The 19,842-nt window shown below is 58.3% G+C and carries 18 protein-coding genes; 11 read left to right on the plus strand and 7 right to left on the minus strand.

The features are described 5' to 3' along the window. The 3 genes from FNY10_RS08590 to mdtJ all read right to left on the minus strand — a co-directional run bounded on the left by FNY10_RS08590 (position 1) and on the right by mdtJ (position 2,940). On the minus strand, positions 1-2,157 hold the full coding sequence (locus tag FNY10_RS08590; protein ID WP_160704894.1) for an EAL domain-containing protein: 2,157 nt from the start codon (positions 2,155-2,157) through the stop codon (positions 1-3). 104 nt (positions 2,158-2,261) lie between these two features. Then, positions 2,262-2,591 (minus strand): multidrug/spermidine efflux SMR transporter subunit MdtI, encoded by a 330-nt coding sequence (gene mdtI, locus FNY10_RS08595; RefSeq protein ID WP_131049613.1) that lies wholly within the window; start codon positions 2,589-2,591, stop codon positions 2,262-2,264. Beyond that, entirely contained in the window at positions 2,578-2,940 is a 363-nt protein-coding gene (gene mdtJ / locus FNY10_RS08600; RefSeq protein ID WP_131049614.1) for a multidrug/spermidine efflux SMR transporter subunit MdtJ, read from the minus strand. The genes mdtI and mdtJ overlap by 14 nt, the downstream gene beginning before the upstream one ends. Positions 2,941-3,490: 550 nt before the next feature. On the opposite strand from mdtJ, the gene FNY10_RS08605 reads away from it, so the two are divergent. The 9 genes from FNY10_RS08605 (at position 3,491) to mdcH (ending at position 12,355) form a co-directional block, all read left to right on the plus strand. Next, on the plus strand, positions 3,491-4,522 hold the full coding sequence (locus FNY10_RS08605) for an AI-2E family transporter (RefSeq protein WP_100685039.1): 1,032 nt from the start codon (positions 3,491-3,493) through the stop codon (positions 4,520-4,522). Positions 4,523-5,167: 645 nt separating this feature from the next. Next, positions 5,168-6,823 (plus strand): malonate decarboxylase subunit alpha, encoded by a 1,656-nt coding sequence (gene mdcA / locus FNY10_RS08610; protein ID WP_141964526.1) that lies wholly within the window; start codon positions 5,168-5,170, stop codon positions 6,821-6,823. Further along, positions 6,823-7,683 carry a triphosphoribosyl-dephospho-CoA synthase gene (locus FNY10_RS08615; protein WP_100685041.1) on the plus strand — a complete coding sequence of 287 codons (861 nt, stop codon included), beginning with the start codon at positions 6,823-6,825 and terminating at the stop codon, positions 7,681-7,683. The genes mdcA and FNY10_RS08615 overlap by 1 nt, the downstream gene beginning before the upstream one ends. Positions 7,684-7,693: 10 nt before the next feature. Continuing rightward, the gene (gene mdcC / locus FNY10_RS08620; RefSeq protein WP_141964525.1) at positions 7,694-7,993 is read left to right on the plus strand and encodes a malonate decarboxylase acyl carrier protein; all 300 of its coding nucleotides are present in this window, start codon (positions 7,694-7,696) and stop codon (positions 7,991-7,993) included. Continuing rightward, positions 7,986-8,819: a biotin-independent malonate decarboxylase subunit beta gene (locus FNY10_RS08625; protein WP_131049619.1), complete on the plus strand. Its 834-nt coding sequence runs from the start codon at positions 7,986-7,988 to the stop codon at positions 8,817-8,819. The genes mdcC and FNY10_RS08625 overlap by 8 nt, the downstream gene beginning before the upstream one ends. Beyond that, on the plus strand, positions 8,819-9,619 hold the full coding sequence (gene mdcE / locus FNY10_RS08630; RefSeq protein WP_160704958.1) for a biotin-independent malonate decarboxylase subunit gamma: 801 nt from the start codon (positions 8,819-8,821) through the stop codon (positions 9,617-9,619). Before FNY10_RS08625 ends, mdcE begins: the two co-directional genes overlap by 1 nt. Positions 9,620-9,874: 255 nt before the next feature. Continuing rightward, positions 9,875-10,834, plus strand: coding sequence for an AEC family transporter (locus tag FNY10_RS08635; protein WP_100685044.1), 960 nt, complete (start codon positions 9,875-9,877; stop codon positions 10,832-10,834). Position 10,835: 1 nt separating this feature from the next. After that, entirely contained in the window at positions 10,836-11,456 is a 621-nt protein-coding gene (locus tag FNY10_RS08640) for a malonate decarboxylase holo-ACP synthase (RefSeq protein WP_141964524.1), read from the plus strand. Beyond that, a complete protein-coding gene (gene mdcH / locus FNY10_RS08645) occupies positions 11,453-12,355 on the plus strand; it encodes a malonate decarboxylase subunit epsilon (RefSeq protein ID WP_141964523.1) in 903 nt (300 codons plus the stop codon). Before FNY10_RS08640 ends, mdcH begins: the two co-directional genes overlap by 4 nt. On the opposite strand, the gene FNY10_RS08650 is transcribed toward mdcH, so the two are convergent. The 3 genes from FNY10_RS08650 to FNY10_RS08660 form a co-directional block, all read right to left on the minus strand. Beyond that, positions 12,345-13,271 (minus strand): LysR family transcriptional regulator, encoded by a 927-nt coding sequence (locus tag FNY10_RS08650; protein WP_131049622.1) that lies wholly within the window; start codon positions 13,269-13,271, stop codon positions 12,345-12,347. The genes mdcH and FNY10_RS08650 overlap by 11 nt on opposite strands. Positions 13,272-13,476: 205 nt before the next feature. Beyond that, positions 13,477-15,135, minus strand: a complete 1,659-nt coding sequence (gene mqo / locus FNY10_RS08655) for a malate dehydrogenase (quinone) (RefSeq protein ID WP_141964522.1) — start codon at positions 15,133-15,135, stop codon at positions 13,477-13,479. Positions 15,136-15,406: 271 nt separating this feature from the next. Beyond that, the gene (locus tag FNY10_RS08660; RefSeq protein ID WP_141964521.1) at positions 15,407-16,327 is read right to left on the minus strand and encodes an N-acetylmuramic acid 6-phosphate etherase; all 921 of its coding nucleotides are present in this window, start codon (positions 16,325-16,327) and stop codon (positions 15,407-15,409) included. A 174-nt stretch (positions 16,328-16,501) separates the two neighbouring features. Between FNY10_RS08660 and FNY10_RS08665 the strand changes: the two genes are divergently transcribed. Continuing rightward, complete coding sequence (locus FNY10_RS08665; protein WP_141964520.1) at positions 16,502-18,121, plus strand: sensor histidine kinase; 1,620 nt, start codon at positions 16,502-16,504, stop codon at positions 18,119-18,121. Further along, positions 18,118-18,837: a two-component system response regulator DcuR gene (gene dcuR / locus FNY10_RS08670; RefSeq protein ID WP_100685050.1), complete on the plus strand. Its 720-nt coding sequence runs from the start codon at positions 18,118-18,120 to the stop codon at positions 18,835-18,837. Before FNY10_RS08665 ends, dcuR begins: the two co-directional genes overlap by 4 nt. On the opposite strand, the gene FNY10_RS08675 is transcribed toward dcuR, so the two are convergent. Then, positions 18,818-19,780: an FAD:protein FMN transferase gene (locus FNY10_RS08675; RefSeq protein WP_131049626.1), complete on the minus strand. Its 963-nt coding sequence runs from the start codon at positions 19,778-19,780 to the stop codon at positions 18,818-18,820. The two genes, dcuR and FNY10_RS08675, sit on opposite strands and share 20 nt — an antisense overlap. Positions 19,781-19,842 lie beyond the last annotated feature (62 nt).

Raw genomic sequence — 19,842 nt, forward strand, 5'->3', positions numbered from 1 at the left:
TCAGCCTTGCTGCTGGCGCAGCAGTAACAATGAGCTAATCGGCATCGGTTCGCTGAAGTAAAAACCCTGCAACCGATCGCATCCCGCCCGTCGCAGCAGCGCCAGCTGCTGCTGATTCTCGACCCCTTCGGCCACCACCGTCATGCCCAGCGCGCTGGCGATGCGTACGGTCCCGCGAACCAGTTCAGCGGCCTGGGCATCCACATCCACCAGCCCGGCCAGCGATTTATCAATCTTAAGCGTATCGAAACGAAAACTGCGCAGATAGCCGATACTGGAATAGCCAGTGCCAAAATCATCCAGCGCAACCGCCGCCCCCAGCGCTTTCAAATTTTCAATCGCCGCAAGGGCGCGAGCGGGGTTTTCCATCACATAGCTCTCGGTCACCTCAATTTGCAACCGGCGAGCCGGAAAATGGCAGCGGGCGAGCACCTGAACGACGCGCGTTTCAAACTCCGGGTCACGAAACTGTGCGGGCGAGATATTCACCGACAGCATCAATTCCCTGATGGGCTGGAGATCGCAGCAGGCCCGGTAGAGCGCAAACTGCCCCAGCGCATAAATCAGACCGCTGCTTTCCGCAATGCCGATAAAGACATCCGGCGGCAGCGGCCCTTCCGGTCGGCGCGGCCAGCGCAGCAGCGCCTCGACGCCCTCCATCTCCAGGGTATCGGCGTTCACAATCGGCTGGTACCAGACATCAAACTCATCGTTTTCCAGCCCCTGGCGAATGCCGTTTTCGATATTCAGCTGGTACTGCCGGGTATCGTTGAGGGTTTCGTCATACCAGGAGGTGCGCCCTTTCCCCGATTTTTTCGAGTGATACATCGCAATATCGGCCCGGCGAAACAACTCGGTGCTCGAACAGGACGCGGGAGAACCGCTGGCAATGCCGATACTGGCGCTGATGTAAATTTTGCGCTCATTGAGCTTCACCGGCGATTTCAGCATCTCCAGTACCGCCCACGCAAAAGCCGATGCCTGATCCACCGCCAGCTCTCCGCTGATGGTCATGGCAAATTCATCGCCGCCCATACGGGCCAGCAGGCCGTCGCCCGGGACCCGCTCCTGTAGCGCGCGGGCAATATGAGCAATCAGCGCGTCGCCAACGTCATGCCCGTAGTTATCGTTGACATCCTTAAACCCGTCGAGGTCAATAAACACCACGCACTGGGTCACCTGCTGCGGCTCTTCGCACTGCTGATTCAGTCGGCCGATCAGCGCCCGCCGGTTGGGCAACTGGCTAAGCCAGTCAGTCAGCGCGATATTGCGCGCCAGCTTCTCGCCACACGACAGTTTGTACAGCCCGAGACAGCTGAAGAGGATAAACAGCAGGATCCGGCTGGCGGCCACTATGGCGATAAGCCGGATACTGTTCGACGCCGCGTGCGCCGCTTCCGCACCGGGCAGACGCGGCTGCCAGCTGAGATAGCCGATGATCTCTCCGGCATGGGTGCGCAGCGGAATGCTATATTCGCTGCTGCCCTGCGTCTCATGCAGGCCGTTAATCTGAAAGGTATTCCCCAGCGTTTGCAGCATCCCGGCATTGATATGCCGGGTCACCACCAGGTAGCGACGGGTATCATCATGCACCTGTAAGCGCCCCAGCGTCGGGCGAATCAGCCCGATCCCGATAAAAGCAATGCCTTCACGAGTACGGGTAATACCGGCGTAGGCGCCTTTGCCGCTGCGCAATGCTTCAGCGTTCCGGGCGATAAGCGATTGCAAACCGCTGCCAAAAAAGCGGGTGTCGGTTTCATTAAAGGACTGGCTGCGAAACGATCCCCACAGCACGCGATAATGCTGATCGAGCACAAAGGTGCCGTCGTAAAGATTGTTGATTTTGAAGCCCGAGCCCCAGGAGTCATACAGCCAGCCGGTATTCAGCATCGGGGCATAGGTTTGTTTCACCGCCTCGTCCCATATCGAGTTATCCAGTACCAGCGAAAGGACGCGGTTGACCGATGTTTGCACCGCGCCATCCACGGAAAGAACGGAGCGATGTCGGTCAATTTCATTTGTTTTAATGCTAATCAGATGCTGGGAAAGATAGATTAAAGAAATAACAGAAACAATAAGCCCGATACCGGCGAGGAAGATCATAACCGAAAGCGTTTTGGCCGAGGGAAGATTGCGCCAGCCAGGCAAATTAACCATTCTTTGTCCTCATCACGGCTGAAGGTAAACGCAGCGCCAGTACTTTTTTAAATGATACTACAGAGAACAAATTTTGCCGCCTGCGGAAAACAGGCGGCAGCAGATTACGCCAGTTTAATCAGCACCATGCCGGTCACCAGCAATATCACGCCAATCCAGCCTTTATGGTTTAAGCGTTGGCCGAATAAAATCCATCCCGCCGCAAGAGTGGCGGCAATACCGAAGCCGCCCCACAGCGCATAGGCCACCGACAGGTCAATCCCCTTCACCGCCTGGGACAGCGCGCTGAAGGCCCCCAGCACCGCCAGCAGCGACAATATGCCGTAGACTTTACGACGAAAACCGTCTGAGAATTTCAAAAAGACGTTAGCGCTAATTTCCAGCACGATAGCCAGCGCCAGCCAGGCGCCATGAACCCACTCAAACTGTTGCATGGGCCGCCTCCGTTGGCTGCTTCGCCTTTTTTTGGCTACCGGATTTAATTAACACAATCCCGACCACCAACGTCGCCAGGCCAGCCATTTTGACCAGCGAAAGCGCTTCATCAAACAGCAGGACGCTGAATAAAGTGATCAGCAAAATACCAATCCCCTCCCACAGGGCATAGGCCACGCCGAGGGCGATTTTTTTAACGGCAAAAGCCAAAAATATATAGGAAAGCGCAATCATTACCAGCATTAAAATAAAGCCGGTGTGCCCACCGCTGACGCTGGCCCACTTCATAGAAAGGGTGCCGATAATTTCAGCAACGATTGCAAAAGCTAATAACATCCAATAAAACATAATCCTTCTCCTGCTAGAGAATATAATCCACTACGGCTTACAGCGAAGGTAAACCGGAAAAATTCTGAGATTGTTTAGCCGTGCGCAGTGCGCCAGCTCAGGCAGAGAGAAAGGACTAAAGCGCGGAGCGCCAGTGTTGCTCGCCGACAAAGCGGCAGCCAGGGAAGGAAACTGCAGGGTGAGTCGAAATATACATCCTGAACTGATTGTCCATAAAATTACAATTATCCGCGGTATTGCTTCTCGTCATTGCGGATGAGTATTGTCCTCGGTAGTTATACACGGTAAATTTGTACCATAATGCTACATTATACTCAAAGTCTTTGCACTTCTTTACGTCTGTCATTTGATTTTGATTAGCTTTTACTGATGCCAATCGCCATTATGATGGCGCTTCAGTATTTTATTTTCGCCACCGAATTGTTTTCACCATCGTAGACGTTTTAGCAAGGGCAGTTAGTCTGCCCGACCGATACAGTTTTTGCTGATTTTACCCGCGCATTCGGGTCTACACTGTGAGGAAAATCCGGTCATTTTTTCAGGGACACACATGGCTAAACCCATCATTACGCTTAATGGATTAAAGATTGTCATCATGCTGGGCATGCTGGTCATCATTCTCACCGGTATCCGCTTTGCCGCGGATATCATCGTCCCGTTCATCCTTGCGCTGTTCCTCGCCGTGGTCATTAACCCCGTAGTGCGGCTGATGATGCGCTGTCGGGTCCCGCGCGTGCTGGCCATTTCGTTGTTAGTCAGCGCGATTGTCATGCTGGCGGTGGTGTTGCTGGCCTCATTAGGTACCTCGCTGAATGAACTGGCGCGCACGCTGCCGCAGTACCGCGCCTCGCTCAACGAGCCGGTACAAACCGTGACGCCCTGGCTACAGCGCTTTGGGTTTACCGTTTCCGTTGTCGAGTTGAATAAATACATCGACCCCAACGCGGTCATGACGATGGTGACCAGCCTGCTTACCCAGTTGTCAAACGCCATGTCCTCCATCTTCCTCTTGCTGCTGACGGTGGTCTTTATGCTGCTGGAAGTTCCCCAACTGCCGGCTAAGCTGCAACAATTGATGTCCAGGCCGGTGGAAGGTATGGGCGCCATCCAGCGCGCGATCGACAGCGTCTCTCACTACCTGGTGCTAAAAACCGCCATCAGTCTGGTAACCGGGATGGTGGTCTGGGGCATGCTGGTACTGCTGGACGTTCGCTTCGCCTTTATGTGGGGGCTGCTGGCGTTTGCTCTCAACTATATTCCGAATATTGGCTCGGTCCTGGCCGCCATTCCGCCCATTTTGCAGGTGCTGGTGTTCGGCGGATTGTACGAGGCGCTGGTGGTGCTGGCAGGCTACCTGGTGATTAACCTGGTCTTCGGGAATATTCTTGAGCCGCGGATCATGGGGCGCGGTCTGGGGCTATCAACGCTGGTGGTCTTTCTGTCGTTGATTTTCTGGGGATGGCTGCTGGGGCCCGTTGGCATGCTGCTTTCCGTCCCGTTGACGATCATTGTTAAAATCGCGCTTGAGCAGAGTCCCGGCGGGCGGAGTATTGCCGTCCTGCTGAGCGATTTAAGTCACTAGGCTGGCGTTCACGCTGGCGGCGCAATGCCGCCAGCGGCAAGTATTCCCGGCGTCTTAGCTTCCCCCTCTGTGGCTGGCGGACTTATCATCACAGGCGCGGCCGACGCTGTTCTGAGTGAGCATAACGAATTTATCACATCCGATCATGCCATGTATCTGTCCGGCACGTTGACGATTCTGCCCGATATGAGTCATTTCGCCCTTTTGCAGCGGCCGGTGGTTTTTTTACCGGGTCACGGGGAAAATTTTCCGGAAACGCCCTCACACAAGCCGCTCTCCCCATGAAATATCAGAATGTAAGGGGCATGCTTAAGGCCGTGAACCAGACCCTGAGAAGAAACTATCCACGCTGCTGTTCGAATGCCAGCGCCTTTTCGATAAGGTTTCATGGCCCACATAGCAATAATCGCTGGACGCATCATCGGATACTGATGTTGTAACGCTGGCGGAGATTTCCCCCATCTTCCCCCATAGCCTACGTCCCAACCCCCATCTTCGATCCCCGTCACATAATCACCCAGGCAATTATTACTCTCAGACTAACAATCTGCGCTTCAGCTTAATTGATGCGCTACCCCTTACGGAGCAGACTGACTGCAGCATAAATCCAGGCAAAAAATGATTTGCTGAATCAGGAGGTTAATAATGAATGCTGGCCAAACTCCGGCCCGGAACTGGAACACACGCCGCAGCGAGAAAGCGCGGCGCGTTGCCTCCCTTCCGGTGCAGGGCAAGGTAATTCCCACTGACGGTCTGGTGGATGCGCTGGAGAAACTGATTGCTCCCGGCGACCGCGTGGTGCTTGAAGGCAATAACCAGAAACAGGCCGATTTTCTCTCCCGCGGGCTTGCGGCGGTCAATCCGGCGAAAGTCCACAATCTGCATATGATCATGCCCAGCGTCGGGCGCAGTGAACATCTGGATCTCTTCGAAAAAGGGATTGCCCGCAAACTCGACTTCTCGTTCTCCGGCACCCAAAGCCTGCGGATTTCGCAGCTGCTGGAAGATGGTCTGCTGGAAATTGGCGCGATTCACACCTACATCGAGCTTTACTCGCGCCTGTATGTCGACCTGTCGCCGAACGTCGCGCTGATCGCCGGGTATAAAGCCGACCGCAAAGGCAACCTTTACACCGGTCCCAGCACCGAAGATACCCCGGCGCTGGTCGAGGCCGCCGCCTTCCACGACGGGATCGTTATCGCCCAGGTCAACGAACTGGTGGATGACGAGTGCGACCTGCCGCGCGTCGATATCCCCGGCTCGTGGATTGACTACGTGGTGGTGGCCGACAAACCGTTCTTTATCGAACCTCTCTTTACCCGCGACCCGCGCCTGATTAAGCAAGAACATATTCTGATGGCGATGATGGCGATTAAAGGCATCTACGCCGAACACCAGGTACAGTCGCTCAATCACGGGATCGGCTTTAACACCGCCGCCATTGAACTGCTGCTCCCGACCTATGGCGAACAGCTGGGGCTGCGAGGCAAAATCTGTAAACACTGGACGCTGAACCCGCATCCGACGCTGATCCCAGCGATTGAAAGCGGCTGGGTGGAAAGCGTCCACTGTTTTGGCGGCGAACTGGGAATGGAAGAGTACATCCGCGCCCGCCCGGATGTGTTCTTTACCGGCGCCGATGGCTCCATGCGTTCTAACCGTGCCTTCTGCCAGTTGGCGGGTCAGTACGCGGTCGATATGTTTATCGGCTCGACCCTACAGGTTGATGGTCTCGCCAACTCCTCTACCGTCACCCGCGGCCGTCTTTCCGGATTCGGCGGCGCGCCGAACATGGGCCATGACCCGCACGGTCGTCGTCATGCGACGCCAGCCTGGCTGAACATGATAACCGAACCGGACCCGATGCAGCGCGGCAAAAAGCTGGTGGTGCAGATGGTCGAAACTTTCCAGGCTGGCGTGAAGCCGACCTTTGTCGAACAACTCGATGCCGTTGAAGTAGCGAAATCCTCCGGTATGCCGCTGGCGCCGGTGATGATCTACGGCGATGACGTCACCCATGTGCTGACCGAAGAAGGCATTGCCTATCTCTACCGCGCGGAGAGCCTCGAAGAGCGGCGGGCGATGGTTGCCGCCGTTGCCGGCATCACCGACATCGGGCTGGGCGTCGACGCCAGTCGCGTCGCCGAACTGCGTCGCAGCGGCAAAGTGGTCTATCCGGAAGATATCGGTATTCGCCGCAGCGATGCGACCCGCTCCCTGCTCGCCGCCGGCAGCGTTGCCGACCTGGTCGAATGGTCCGAGGGTCTTTACAACCCACCTGCCAAATTCCGGAGCTGGTAATGAAACTCCTGTCACAGACTCATGCCGAGGCGCAGGTCGAGAAGCTGGCGTTGATCGCCCGCGATTGCCTGATCGACGAAGCGCGATTAAGTCCGAAGCCGGGTCTGGTGGACAGCCGGGGAAACGGCGCTCATCACGACCTGTCGTTAGATCTGATGGAACGCTCGGCGCACAGCCTGACCCCGACGTTTCTGCAACTGGCCCGGCAGAGCTGGCTGCGTCCGGCCGACATCGCCCTGCGCGAAAGCGTTGGTCGTTTAGGACGCGAAGGCGAACGGCAGATGATGGCGGCCACCGACGGCGTGAATACCCATCGCGGCGCCATTTGGGCGCTGGGGTTACTGGTTAGCGCGAGCGCGATGTTAAGCGCCAACGCCAGCGCGCAGCAGATTGCGGACACTGCCGCCCTGCTCGCCCGTCTGCCGGACAGCGCTGCGCCGAAAGTCTTCAGCAAAGGGCTGAAGGCGACGCACCGCTACCGGGTACCGGGCGCGCGTGAGGAAGCGCAGCAGGCGTTCCCGCACGTGATGAAACTGGCGCTGCCCCAGCTGTTGCGCAGCCGCGCACAGGGCGCCGGTGAAAACGCGGCTCGTCTTGACGCGCTGATGGCGGTCATGACCTCGCTCAGCGATACCTGCGTCCTTTCCCGTGCCGGGATGCCCGGCCTTATAGCGATGCAGAGCGGCGCGCGCGCCGTGCTGACTGCTGGCGGCAGCGCCACGGTTCAGGGCCGCAAAGCGCTCGCCGGACTCGACGCACAGATGCTCGCGCTCAACGCCTCTCCCGGCGGCGCCGCCGATTTGCTCGCCGCCACGCTGTTTCTCGACAGGGTCAGCCAGCCCGCGTCTTGCTCATTTTAAAGAGGATGTTATGGAACACATTACATTGTCATTCCCTGCCAGCCGCACCCTGAGTGGTAAAGCCCTGGCAGGCGTCGTTGGCTCCGGTGATATGGAAGTGCTGTTCACCGCGGCAGTCGGTGACACGCTCAACATTGATATCACCACCTCCGTGGACAACAGCACTCACCGCTGGAACGCGCTGTTTGACCGCCTGAACCTGACCAACGGCCTGCCGGCAGGCACGCTGATTATTCACGACTTCGGCGCGACGCCGGGTGTGGCGCGCATTCGCATCGAACAGATTTTTGAGGAGGTTAACCATGCGTAACGACCGCAGCTTTATTGAATTACGCGCCCGTGAACGCGCCCGGACGCTGCTTGATGAGGGCAGCTACCGCGAACTGCTCGATCCGTTCGCCGGGATAATGTCGCCGTGGCTGGCACCGCAGGGCGTCGTCCCGCAGTCTGACGATGGCATGGTGGTCGCTCGCGGCACCATCAACGGTCAGTCCGCGGTGGCAATCGCCATCGAAGGCACTTTCCAGGGCGGCAGCATGGGCGAAGTCTCCGGCGCGAAAATGGCGGCGGCGCTGGAGCTGGCGGCAGAAGACAACCGCAACGGCATCCCGACGCTGGCGGTGCTGTGCCTCGAAACCGGCGGCGTGCGCCTGCAGGAGGCTAACCTCGGTCTCGCAGCCATCGCCGACATTCATGCGGCGATTGTGGACCTGCGTCGCTACACCCCGGTGGTCGGCATTATCGCCGGCACCGTCGGCTGCTTCGGCGGGATGTCCATCGCCGCCGCGCTGTGCAGCTACCTGATTGTCACCCGCGAAGCGCGTCTGGGCCTCAACGGCCCGCAGGTCATCGAGCAGGAAGCGGGTATTGACGAGTACGACTCTCGCGATCGCCCGTTTATCTGGAGCATGACCGGCGGCGAAATCCGTTATGCCAGCGGGCTGGTCGATGCGCTGGTCGGCGACGGCGTCAAGGCGGTGAAATCGGCGCTGAATGAGGCCATTGCCAGAGGCGTCCCGGCACAAAACCGCAGCGATAACTATGCGGATTACCTCGCCCGCCTGACCCACTTCGATACCCGCCAGCAGGCGGATACCGCGCAGATCAAACAGCTTTTTGCCCGGGAGGTGAAATGATGGCGCAGTCCAATAGCCGTGGCGCCGTATGGCTGGAAAAACTGGCGCCGAATGCGCCGCGCATGAGCGGTCTTTGCCCGTCCGTACAAGTTGCCGACGGGGAGCTGAACAATGAGGCCGTACGCTTCATCGCCGTGGTGCCGGACGCCAACAACCACTACCCGCGCGCCGCCAAAGGCGAAGTGGGTCTGCTGGAAGGCTGGACGCTGGCGAAAGTGGTCAATGAAACCCTCGCTGCCGACGCTAACAGCGATGTCAAACGCCCGATTGTGGCGGTGATTGACGTCCCGAGCCAGGCCTATGGCCGCCGCGAAGAGGCGTTCGGTATTCACCAGGCGCTGGCCGGTGCCGCGGGCGCGTATGCAAAAGCGCGCCTCGCGGGCCATCCGGTGATCGGTCTGATCGTCGGCAAGGCGATGTCCGGCGCGTTTCTGGCGCACGGCTACCAGGCCAACCGCCTGATTGCCATCAACGACAAAGGCGTGCTGGTGCATGCGATGGGCAAAGCGTCCGCCGCACGGATCACGCTACGCACCGTCGAAGCGCTGGAAAAACTGGCGGCGACCATTCCCCCCATGGCCTACGACGTCAGCAACTACGCCACCCTCGGCCTGCTCTCCGACCTGCTCAATCTCAGCAACCCGGATGCCCCGTCTGATGCTGACCTGGCGCTGGTGGAGATAACCGTGCAAAAAGCCATTGCCGATGCGCGTAAAGACCCCACGTTGCAAAACCGCCTCGGCGCGGAAAATCGCCGTAGCTCTGCCCTGGTCCGCGAACGGATGCGCGCCAGCTGGTAACGAGCTGCATCAGAAGTACGTAAAAAAAGACCTGCCGAAAGCGGCGACCGTCGGGCGCAGCATAGCGCCCACGGCTCGCTGCTTTTAGAAAATTAAAAACATCGCAATTAGCCCAATACGCTGAATCATTCACGCTGGAGCAAGGCGGCACTGAGCCAATCCCCATGAGCTGACTTGAATAAGTGGCTGGGGGGCGGGAGGCGGGCAGCCGAAGGACGACGCGTATCTCTTTTTTTATCTACAGGTGATTACTCTATGACTTATGTAATTGTTCATGCCCTGGCGCCGATTTTTATCATCATGCTGCTGGGCTTCTGGGCTGGCAAAGCCAAAATGGTCGACAACAAAAACGTATCGCTCCTGAATATCTTTGTCATGGACTTTGCCCTGCCTGCCGCGCTGTTCAGCGCCACCGTGCAGACGCCGTGGGCGGGTATCGTCGCGCAGTCCCCGCTGATTGTGGTGCTGACCGGCGCCATGTGGATAACCTATGCGGCGATCTATTTTCTCGCCACCGGGGTGTTTAAAAAATCGCCGCAGGACGCGGCGGTGCTGACCCTCACCGTGGCGCTGCCGAATTACGCCGCGCTCGGTCTGCCCATTCTCGGCAGCGTGCTGGGCGAAGGCTCCGCCACTTCGCTGTCCGTGGCGGTGTCCATTGCCTGCGGCTCGGTGCTGATGACTCCGTTCTGCCTGCTGATCCTTGAACGCGAAAAAGCGCGCGCCGCCGGGGAAAACAGCGGTTCTACCCTGGCGATGCTGCCGGTGCTGATGTGGCGTTCGTTGAAAAAACCTATCGTCATGGGCCCGCTGCTCGGCGTTATCCTTTCGGCTATCGGCATCGCCATGCCGGACCTGCTGCTGGCGGCAATCAAACCGCTGGGGCTGTCTGCCACCGCGGCCGCGCTGTTCCTGACCGGGGTGATCCTCTCTGCCCGTAAGCTGAAACTGAATGCGATGGTCGGCATCGCAACCATTGCCAAACTGCTGATCCAGCCGTTTATCGCCTGGGGTATCGTACTGGCCTTCGGTCTGCACGGTTCGGTGGCGATCACCGCGATTCTGATGATTGCCCTGTCTGCCGGTTTCTTCGGCGTGGTGTTCGGCAACCGCTTTGGCGTCCAGTCGCCGGATGCCGAAGCCGTGCTGCTGTTGAGCTCCGTTCTGTGTATCCTGTCGTTACCGCTGTTTATTACCCTGACTTCAGGACTCTGATATGACCTTTGCCCCGCGCCCGCACGATTTACTGTGGCTGAACAACGCCGACGCCTTACTGAACGTTGAGGAGCCCTGGGTGGCAACCCAGTGGCACCCCGGTTTACCGGTAGTGGTGCGGCGCGATGTCAATGAAAACCATGATATTGCGGTGGGCGTGCGCGGTATGAAGCGCGAGCAGCGCGCCGCCGGGTGGGTGAAGGCCGAGGCGGTTTCGCGCGTGGTGACGCCGGAAGCGCTCACCGACCGCGAACGCCTGCTGCACTCGCCGTTTGTCTCCCAGCCGCCGGTTCAGGCGGCTATTTTACTGACGACCTTTGCATGGCCGTGGCTGTGGGGCATTACCGGCAGCACCGGTTATGCGCTGGCCAGCGAAATTCCCGTTCTGCACGCCGATAGCGATCTCGATTTACTGATCCGCGCCCCCATGCCGCTGACTGATGATGAACTCCGGCAATGGCAGGCGCAGGTTGCGAAGCTGCCGTGTCGGGCCGACACCCAGATTGAAACGCCCTTCGGCGCCTTTGCCTTGAATGAATGGCTGCGCGATGGTCGCGTATTGCTGAAAACGTCCCGGGGCGCGCGCCTGACCGATACGCCCTGGTACAGGGAGGAAACATGAATATTTTCTTTACCTTTCCCGGTCAGGGAAACCAGCGTCCAGGTATGCTCGACGCCATTCCCGACCGTGAGGCGATCCTCGCCGAGGCCCGCAGTATACTTGGGGAAGAACTCGTCACCTTAGATAGCGCCGCAGCGCTCAGGCACACCCGGGCCGTGCAGCTGTGCCTGCTCATCACCGGGGTTGCCTGGGCGCGGGAACTCCAGCGCCAGGGGGTCCAGCCGGATATCGTCAGCGGGTTGTCGATCGGCGCCTTTCCTGCCGCGGTCATTGCCGGGGCACTGGATTTCACCAGCGCACTGCGCCTGGTGGCGCTACGCGGCGATTTAATGGAACAGGCCTATCCGCACGGTTACGGTCTGACCGCGATTATGGGACTGACGCAGGATCGGGTGGCGGCGCTGCTGCTCGCGGGTGAAACCTACATCGCTAACCTTAATGCCGACACGCAGATTGTGATTGCCGGTACCGATGAGGCGATGGCGCGCGTGGCGCAGAAGGCGCTGGCCATCGGCGCCACCAAAGCTCAGCGGCTGGCAGTCAGCGTGCCGTCACACTGCGCGCTGCTGGACACTCCGGCGGCGGCGCTGGCGCAGGCGTTCACCCGGGTCTCGTTGCAGCGCCCGCGCTGCGCTTACCTGAGCGGCTCCACCGCGCGGGTACTGTGGGATCCGCAGCGGATCGCCGACGATCTGGCGATGAATATGGCGCGGACGGTGCGCTGGCAGGATACCGTCGTCGCCGCCCAGGAGCGCGATGCCCGGCTGGCGATAGAGATGCCGCCCGGCGGCGTGCTGACCTGCCTCACCCGCCAGGCGGGCTGGCAGGGAGAGAGCCTGGCTCTTGAGAGCAGCAGTGTGGCGGTCGCCCGCCATCTGGCGCGGCGGCTTAACGGTTAAGGCTGCGGGCGTACATTCGCCCTTCCGCCGCCAGCGCCAGCAGGTCGGCGTCACGTTCACGATGGTGGGCATAGACGATAGAGATCAGCTGGCGCATCTGGTAGGGTTCCGCCAGCTTTAACAGCTGCACATCGTTTTCATACACTTTCTTCATCCGTCCCGGCAGCAGCGCAAAACCAACGCCGGCCTGCACCAGGCTAATCATTGAGAAGATATCGTTCACCCGGGTCACAATTTCGGGTTCGAATGCCGCTACCTGAAAGGCTTCCTGGAACCCGGCATAGGTGGCAAATCCTTCGGCCAGCGAGACAAACTTGCGGTCTGCGTAATCGCGCAGGTCGGCAGGCAGCACGGTATCGAGTTTCTCCACCGCCGGTGCGGCGAGGAAAATATCGTCTTCAAACAGCGGTACCACGTCAAAGGCGGAGTTGCTGAACTCCCCTTCATTGGTCGCAATCAGAATGGCGTCAAGGGCATCGTCTTCCAGCATATCCAGCAGCATCTGGTTGGATCCCATGGTCAGATCGAGCTCCAGTTCGGGTCGTCGCAGCTTCATGCCCATGATTATCCGCGGCACCGTCTCCAGCGTCAGCGAGTAGAGCGTGCCGATGCGCAAACGCCCCTGACCAACGCCGGCCACCTTGCGCGTCGCTTCCAGCCCGCGGGTCATTAAACTGGTCACATCCTGGCAGTACTCCAGCAGCGTCCAGGCCGCCGCCAGCGGCAGTAAATTTCGCCCCTTATGCACAAACAGCGAGCAGCCCACCCCTTCTTCCAGGGTATGCAGCGCCCGATGAACGCTCACTCCGCTCAGCCCCATGGCTTCGGCGGTTCTGGCGATATTCCCCTTAGCCATGAACATCATAAATATCGACAGTTTGCGAAAGGTTATCTCCTGATTAATGTCGTCTTTCATTACCTGCGCCCCGCATTTGCGTCTTTTTCTTGTCAATTCAAGCCAGTATAACCACAAACCGCGGCGAAAGTTTTAACGGGGCGCACGTTCAGCGACGGGACAAGCAGTGAGCCAGGAGGTACGCGCAGGCAGTCGGCATCCGCCAAAAAAAATGCCAGTCGGCGATGAACCAACTGGCATGCTTTCTGGCGAGCGTGAAGTCAGATTACAGCGCCATATCGTGCTGTGCCGACTCCGCAGGTTTTGCCTCGGCCGGCTTCGCGGTGGTCACCGCAGGCTGAGTCTTGCTCATGTCGATGACCGGCGGTTTCACCAGTTGCAGCGTCGCGGCGGTGTCATCCCATACCTGTTGCGTCAGGGCCGGATTATCGTTCAGCTTCTGCCCGTAGCTCGGTACGATAGCGTGAATGCGGCTCTGCCACTGCGCAGAGGCAAACTGCTCCGGGAACATCTGCTTAAGGACGTTAAGGGTGATCGGTGCCGCGGTAGATGCGCCCGGCGATGCCCCGAGCAGCGCAGAGATGGTTTTTTGTTGATCGACCACGACTTCGGTACCGAGCTTCAGGACTCCGCCTTTGTCGGCATCTTTCTTGATAATCTGCACGCGCTGACCGGCCTGGATCAGTTTCCAGTCTTCTTTACGCGCGTCCGGATAGTACTCTTTCAGCGCCGCAAAACGGTCATCATCGTTCAACATCACCTGACTGACCAGGTATTTCACCAGATCGAAGTTGTCGAGACCGACATGGGTCATCGGCAGCACGTTATCGGTGGTGGTGGTGCTCAGCAGGTCCATAAATGAACCATTTTTGAGGAATTTGGTCGAGAAGGTCGCAAACGGTCCGAACAGCACCACGCGCTTACCATCAATGAAACGGGCATCCAGGTGCGGAACCGACATCGGCGGTGCGCCAACGGAGGCCTGACCGTACACTTTTTCCAGATGTTGCTTCGTCACGTCCGGATTTTCGGTCATCAGGAAGGAGCCGCCAACCGGGAAGCCCGCATAATTATCAGCTTCCGGAATACCGGTTTTTTGCAGTAATTTCAGCGCGCCGCCACCGGCGCCGATAAAGACATATTTCGCGTCGATCGCCTGCTCCTGGCCGCTATTGACGTTTTTAATCGTCACGTGCCAGGAATTATCGGCATTACGTTTAAAATCGGTCACTTCGGCAGAGGTTTGCAGCGTGAAATTATTATTTTTCTTCAGGCTGCCGATCAGCTGACGGGTAATTTCACCGTAGTTGACATCGGTACCGACCGGAGTCCAGGTCGCCGCCACTTTTTGTTGCGGGTCGCGCCCTTCCATGACCAGCGGCGCCCATTGTTTAATTTGCGCGTGATCGGTAGAGAATTTCATCCCCTGGAAGAGTGTGGTTTGCTGCAATGCCGTATAACGCTTTTGCAGATACTCGACATTATCACCCCAGACGAAACTCATATGCGGTGTGGAATTAATAAAGGCGTGCGGATCGTGCAAAATGCCGCGTTTAACCTGCGCCGTCCAGAACTGACGGGAGATCATAAATTGCTCGTTAATATCCAGCGCTTTGCTGACATCGATGGAACCATCCGGACGCTCCGGCGTATAGTTCAGCTCCATGTTCGCTGAGTGACCGGTCCCGGCGTTGTTCCAGCCGTTAGAGGATTCCAGCGCAACGCCATCCAGTTTCTCGACCATCACCTGTTTCCAGTCCGGCTGTAATTCATGCAGCCAGGTCCCCAGGGAGGCGCTCATAATTCCGCCGCCGATCAGCAGGAAATCGGTTTTTTGAGCGGTATCAGTATTTGCATATGACGCGGTGCTGACAAACATCGCCAGCGCGGTCACAGATAAGAGAGATTTTTTTATTGCAGGCATAATAGAATTATCGCATAGCACAATGAAATAAGTGCACATATGTTAACGCATTTCCATTATATTTTAAAATATCATTTACATCTTCCGCACAGTTAATCAATTTATAACAAACACTTTTTTAACTTAAAAAAGTAAAATCTCGGGCGAGAATATAAAAGCCAGCAAATAATGGCGAGAATTAAAGGGGTTAAATCATTCCCGCCGGTTAATTTAGTTATTTATCACCACGCCGGGTCGCGGCATAACGGCGCGCTATTGCGCGCCGCAGCCCTCAATTTACGCGACTCAGCGACGAGGGCGCGGTCTCCTGCAGCGCAAGGCGCAACCGATCGTTATTTTCCGCCAGTCGATCCCGCGCCTGCCAGGCATCGAGTCCGGCTATCAGCATCAGGATTGCCGTCCGCACGTGCTGATTGCAGTTGGCCAGCGCGGCTTTGGCCTCGCTGCGCGAGCAGTCGGTGGCCGTCATAACGATGGCAATCTGGCGTTCCGTCCAGCGCGGGCTGGTGGCCTGCAGATCGACCCGCAGGTTACTGTAAACTTTGCCGCTGCGAATCGCCAGCCCGGTGGTCAGCATCGTGAGGATCTGCCGCTGCGCCATTTGCGCTTTCGGGTTACCGTACCCCGCCACCGCTTCTGGCCCGGTTTGCGGCGCAATGATGATATCCGCCAGCTGGGCGGCTTCACTCCCCGCCTGCTGGGTTAATACCGCAATTGGCGCGCCGAGCGACCAGGCGTGACGCATCGCGCCCCACACCCACGGCGTTTGCCCGCTCACCGTCAGCGCCAGCAGCATATCGTTGCTGCTAAAACGGACAGACTGCAGCTCAAGCGCGCCGAGGTCGTAATCGTTCGCGGCGGTTTCCATCTCCTGCAGCGCGGCTGCCGGGCCGCCGGCAATGAGCCCAACCAGCGCCTGCTTCTCTTCCGGCGCATACTCACTGACCGTCTGTAGCGCCGCGCGGCCGGATGCTCCGGCGCCGACAATCACCAGCCGTCCCCCCCGACTCAGGGCGGCGGCGGCATTATCGACGAGACGCGCTATCTCCGGTAAACAGGCTCCGACGGCGTCGGCAATCTGCCGATCGTCTTTATGCAGCAGAGTCAGCATATCGAGGGTGGCGAGCGTGTCGATGTGACGGGTTTCAGGGTGGCGTCGTTCCATCATTGATGCGGTTGGCTTACTGCTCATAAAAACCTCCTTTTAAATAACTCCATATTCACTATAAGGATATTTATTGCGAGGTCCTGCGAGTGAGGTCACGCTTCCCGGTTCTTTCAGCGCCGTTTTTGCTTTTTTACATAGCTTTAAGAAATGGTTACCTTCAGCGATAATAGCCCCTCGCCGAACAGTTCAGGGGATGGTATGAAGGATATCGCGGAGTCAATTCCGCCCGTGCGCAAACGTCTGATGAGTATGAAGCTGAGTACCGCGGTGACGCTTATGATTAGCAGCGTGATTGGTTCGGTACTGCTGCTGGTCTACGCGCTGTGGTTTATACAGATAAGCGACACCACCCGCGACGGGGTCAAGGATACGGCACTGGCGGTGGCACGCACATTCGCCGATATGCCGGAAGTGAAGCAGGCCCTGACGCTGCCGCCGCAGAGCGGACTCATCCAGCCGCTGGCGCTGACCATCACCCGGCGTAACGATCTGCTGTATGCCGTGGTGACCGACATGCGCGGCGTGCGCTATTCGCATCCCAACCCCCGGCTTATTGGTAAACAGTTTATCGGCGAGGATATTCAGCCCGCCTTTAATGGCAAAGAGAATGTCGCCGTCAATCACGGGGTGCTGGCCCCGGCGCTGCGCGTCTTTACCCCGGTATTCAACGACAGGCAGCAGCAAATCGGCGTGGTGGTGGTCGGGATTTCGCTGAGTAAAGTGGACGAGCAGATCGCCAAAGGCCGCTGGGACGTACTGCTAACCGTGCTGTTTAGCGCCCTGGTCTGCGGAATCGGTACCTGGAGTCTGGTGCGCGGCCTCAAGCGCGTGCTGCTGGGACTGGAGCCGCAGGAAATTTCGACGCAGTTTCAACAGCGGCAGGCGATGCTTCATTCGTTAAAAGAAGGGGTTGTCGCGGTAGATGTCGAGGGTCGCGTCACGCTGATCAACCCGGCCGCCAGCGAGATCCTGCTTAGCGGCCCCGGTAAAGAGATTGCCCATACCCCGCTACTGGCGGATCTGCAGGAGGTTTTGCAGACCGGCGAGCCGATTTACGACCGCGAGCTCGGCTGCAACGGCTTCCTGCTGATCAGCAACACCGTGCCGGTACGCAGCCAGAACGCCATCGTCGGCGCCATCAGTACCTTCCGTGATAAAACGGAAGTCAGCCAGCTGTTGCAGCGGCTGGACGGCATGGTGAATTATGTCGATGCGCTGCGCACCACCTCGCATGAATTTATGAACAAATTGCATGTGATCCTCGGCCTGTTAAACATGAAAAGTTATGACAAGCTGGAGGAGTATGTGCTGCAAACCGCCCATACTTATCAGGCGGACATTGGCGAAATTCAGCACCGCATCAAATCACCGGTGGTCGCGGGCTTTCTGATTGGTAAAATCCAGCGCGCCAAAGAGCGCGGTTTCACGCTGAACTTAGCCGAAGAGAGCCTGGTGCCCGACTGCCCCAATGAAAAGCAGGTCACCGTGCTGGTCACCGTGCTGGGTAATTTGATTGAGAATGCGCTGGATGCCATGAGCGGCCAACGCGAGGGGGAAGTCGGCCTGCTGCTGCACTATCAAAACGGCTGGCTGAGCGGCGAAGTCAGCGATGACGGGCCGGGTATTCCACCGGCGAATATTGAGGCCATCTTTAATAAAGGCTTCTCGACCAAGGGCGAGAATCGCGGCGTTGGCCTGTTTCTCGCCAGCCAGCAGCTCCGTGAACTGGGCGGCACGCTGGCCGTCGAGTCTGAGCCTGGCGTCTTTACCCAATTTTTTGTTCATCTTCCCTGGGATAGTAAAAGGAAACGTGCGTGATAAATGTATTAATTGTTGACGATGATGCCATGGTCGCCGAACTGAATCGCCTGTATGTGGCGCGAATTCCCGGCTTCCGCTGCTGTGGCACGGCGTCTACGCTGAGCAAGGCCCAGGAGATGATTAACGATAGCGGACAGGAGATCGATCTGGTGCTGCTGGATGTCTACATGCAGCATGACAGCGGACTGGATCTGCTGCCGACCATTCGCGCCTCCGGCCGCCCTGTCGACGTGATAATGATTACCTCCGCCGCCGATGCCGCCACCGTGCAGACCTCGATGCACTACGGCGTCGTCGATTATCTGATCAAGCCATTCCAGTTCCCGCGCTTCGAAGAGGCGCTGACCGCCTGGCGCGAAAAACGCAAACTGATGACCGGACAGCCCTATTATGAGCAGGCCGATGTTGACCGCCTCCTCCACGGCAACGCGCCGGAAGCCAGCGACGCGCGCAAGCTGCCGAAAGGCTTAACCGCCCAGACGCTGCGCACGCTGTGCCAGTGGATTGACGCCCATCCGGGTACCGAGTTTTCCACCGATGAACTGGCGGTGGCGGTCAATATTTCCCGCGTCTCCTGCCGGAAATATCTGATCTGGCTGGCACAGATTAATATTCTCTACACCAGCATTCACTACGGCGCCACCGGCCGCCCGGTCTATCGCTACCGACTGGTCGCCGAGCAGTACAGCCTGCTTAAGCAGTACAGTCAGTAAGCCGGTAGCTGGCGTCGAGCAGGTGGAAACGAAAGCGGCGCTGCGATGAGAGGATAATGTCGCGATTTTTGGTGACGAAAATCGCCTCAATGTCTTCGCGATGACGCAGCGCCGCACAGCCTTTTTCTACCCCCAGACCGAAGATCAAGGTGGTCCAGATATCGCCGTCGAGCGAGTCGTCGGAAATTATCGTCACGCTCTCCAGTTCGTTATCCAGCGGATAGCCGCTGCGCGGGTCGAGAATATGGTGCCAGCGTCGGCCGTCCTGCTCAAAATAGCGCTCGTAAATGCCGGACGTCACTACCGACTGGCCGACGACGTCGAGACTTCCCACCAGCGCATTATCGGCCGCAAACGGTTTTTTCAGACCAATCGACCATCCCCCCAGGGTATGCACGTTGCCGCCGAGGTTGATCAGCGCCGCGTCCACTCCCTGGCGCTGCAGGTCATCGCGAACCCGGTCGGCAATGTAGCCTTTGGCAATCGCCCCAAGGTCTATCTCCATGCCCGGTCGGGCGAGAAAAACGCTGCCAGCGGCGTCATCAAGGATCACATCCTGCGGACGGGTCAGCGCTAAGCGTGCGGCGATGTCTGCTGCGTCCGGCACGCTGTGGCCGTGAAAACCGATGCGCCATAGCTTCACCAACGGGCCGATCGCCAGATTAAAGGCGCTCTCCTGCACCATACTGGCCGCTTTCGCGCATTTGATCAGCTGATAAACCGGGCGGCTGACGCTGACCGGGTGGCGGCCGGCGGCATGATTAATCCCCATCACCTCCGAGTGCGCGCGGTTGACGGTGAACAGGTCTTCGTAGCCTTTAATCAGTTGAAAGGTGCGGGAAGCCAGGGCTTCATCGTGGGAGAACAGTTTGAGCAGGATGGGGGAACCCATCAAAACAGCGGAGTAACTATAGAGGCGTGGGTCGCCCGAGATGCCAGACATGGTTGAAGCTCCTCTGTGTCACCCGGGCAGGCGGTCGCCGCCGGGAATCGGCCGGGCGAACC

Origin of the sequence: Klebsiella sp. Lac1 (assembly GCF_009825425.1) — a bacterium.
Lineage (GTDB): Bacteria > Pseudomonadota > Gammaproteobacteria > Enterobacterales > Enterobacteriaceae > Klebsiella > Klebsiella electrica.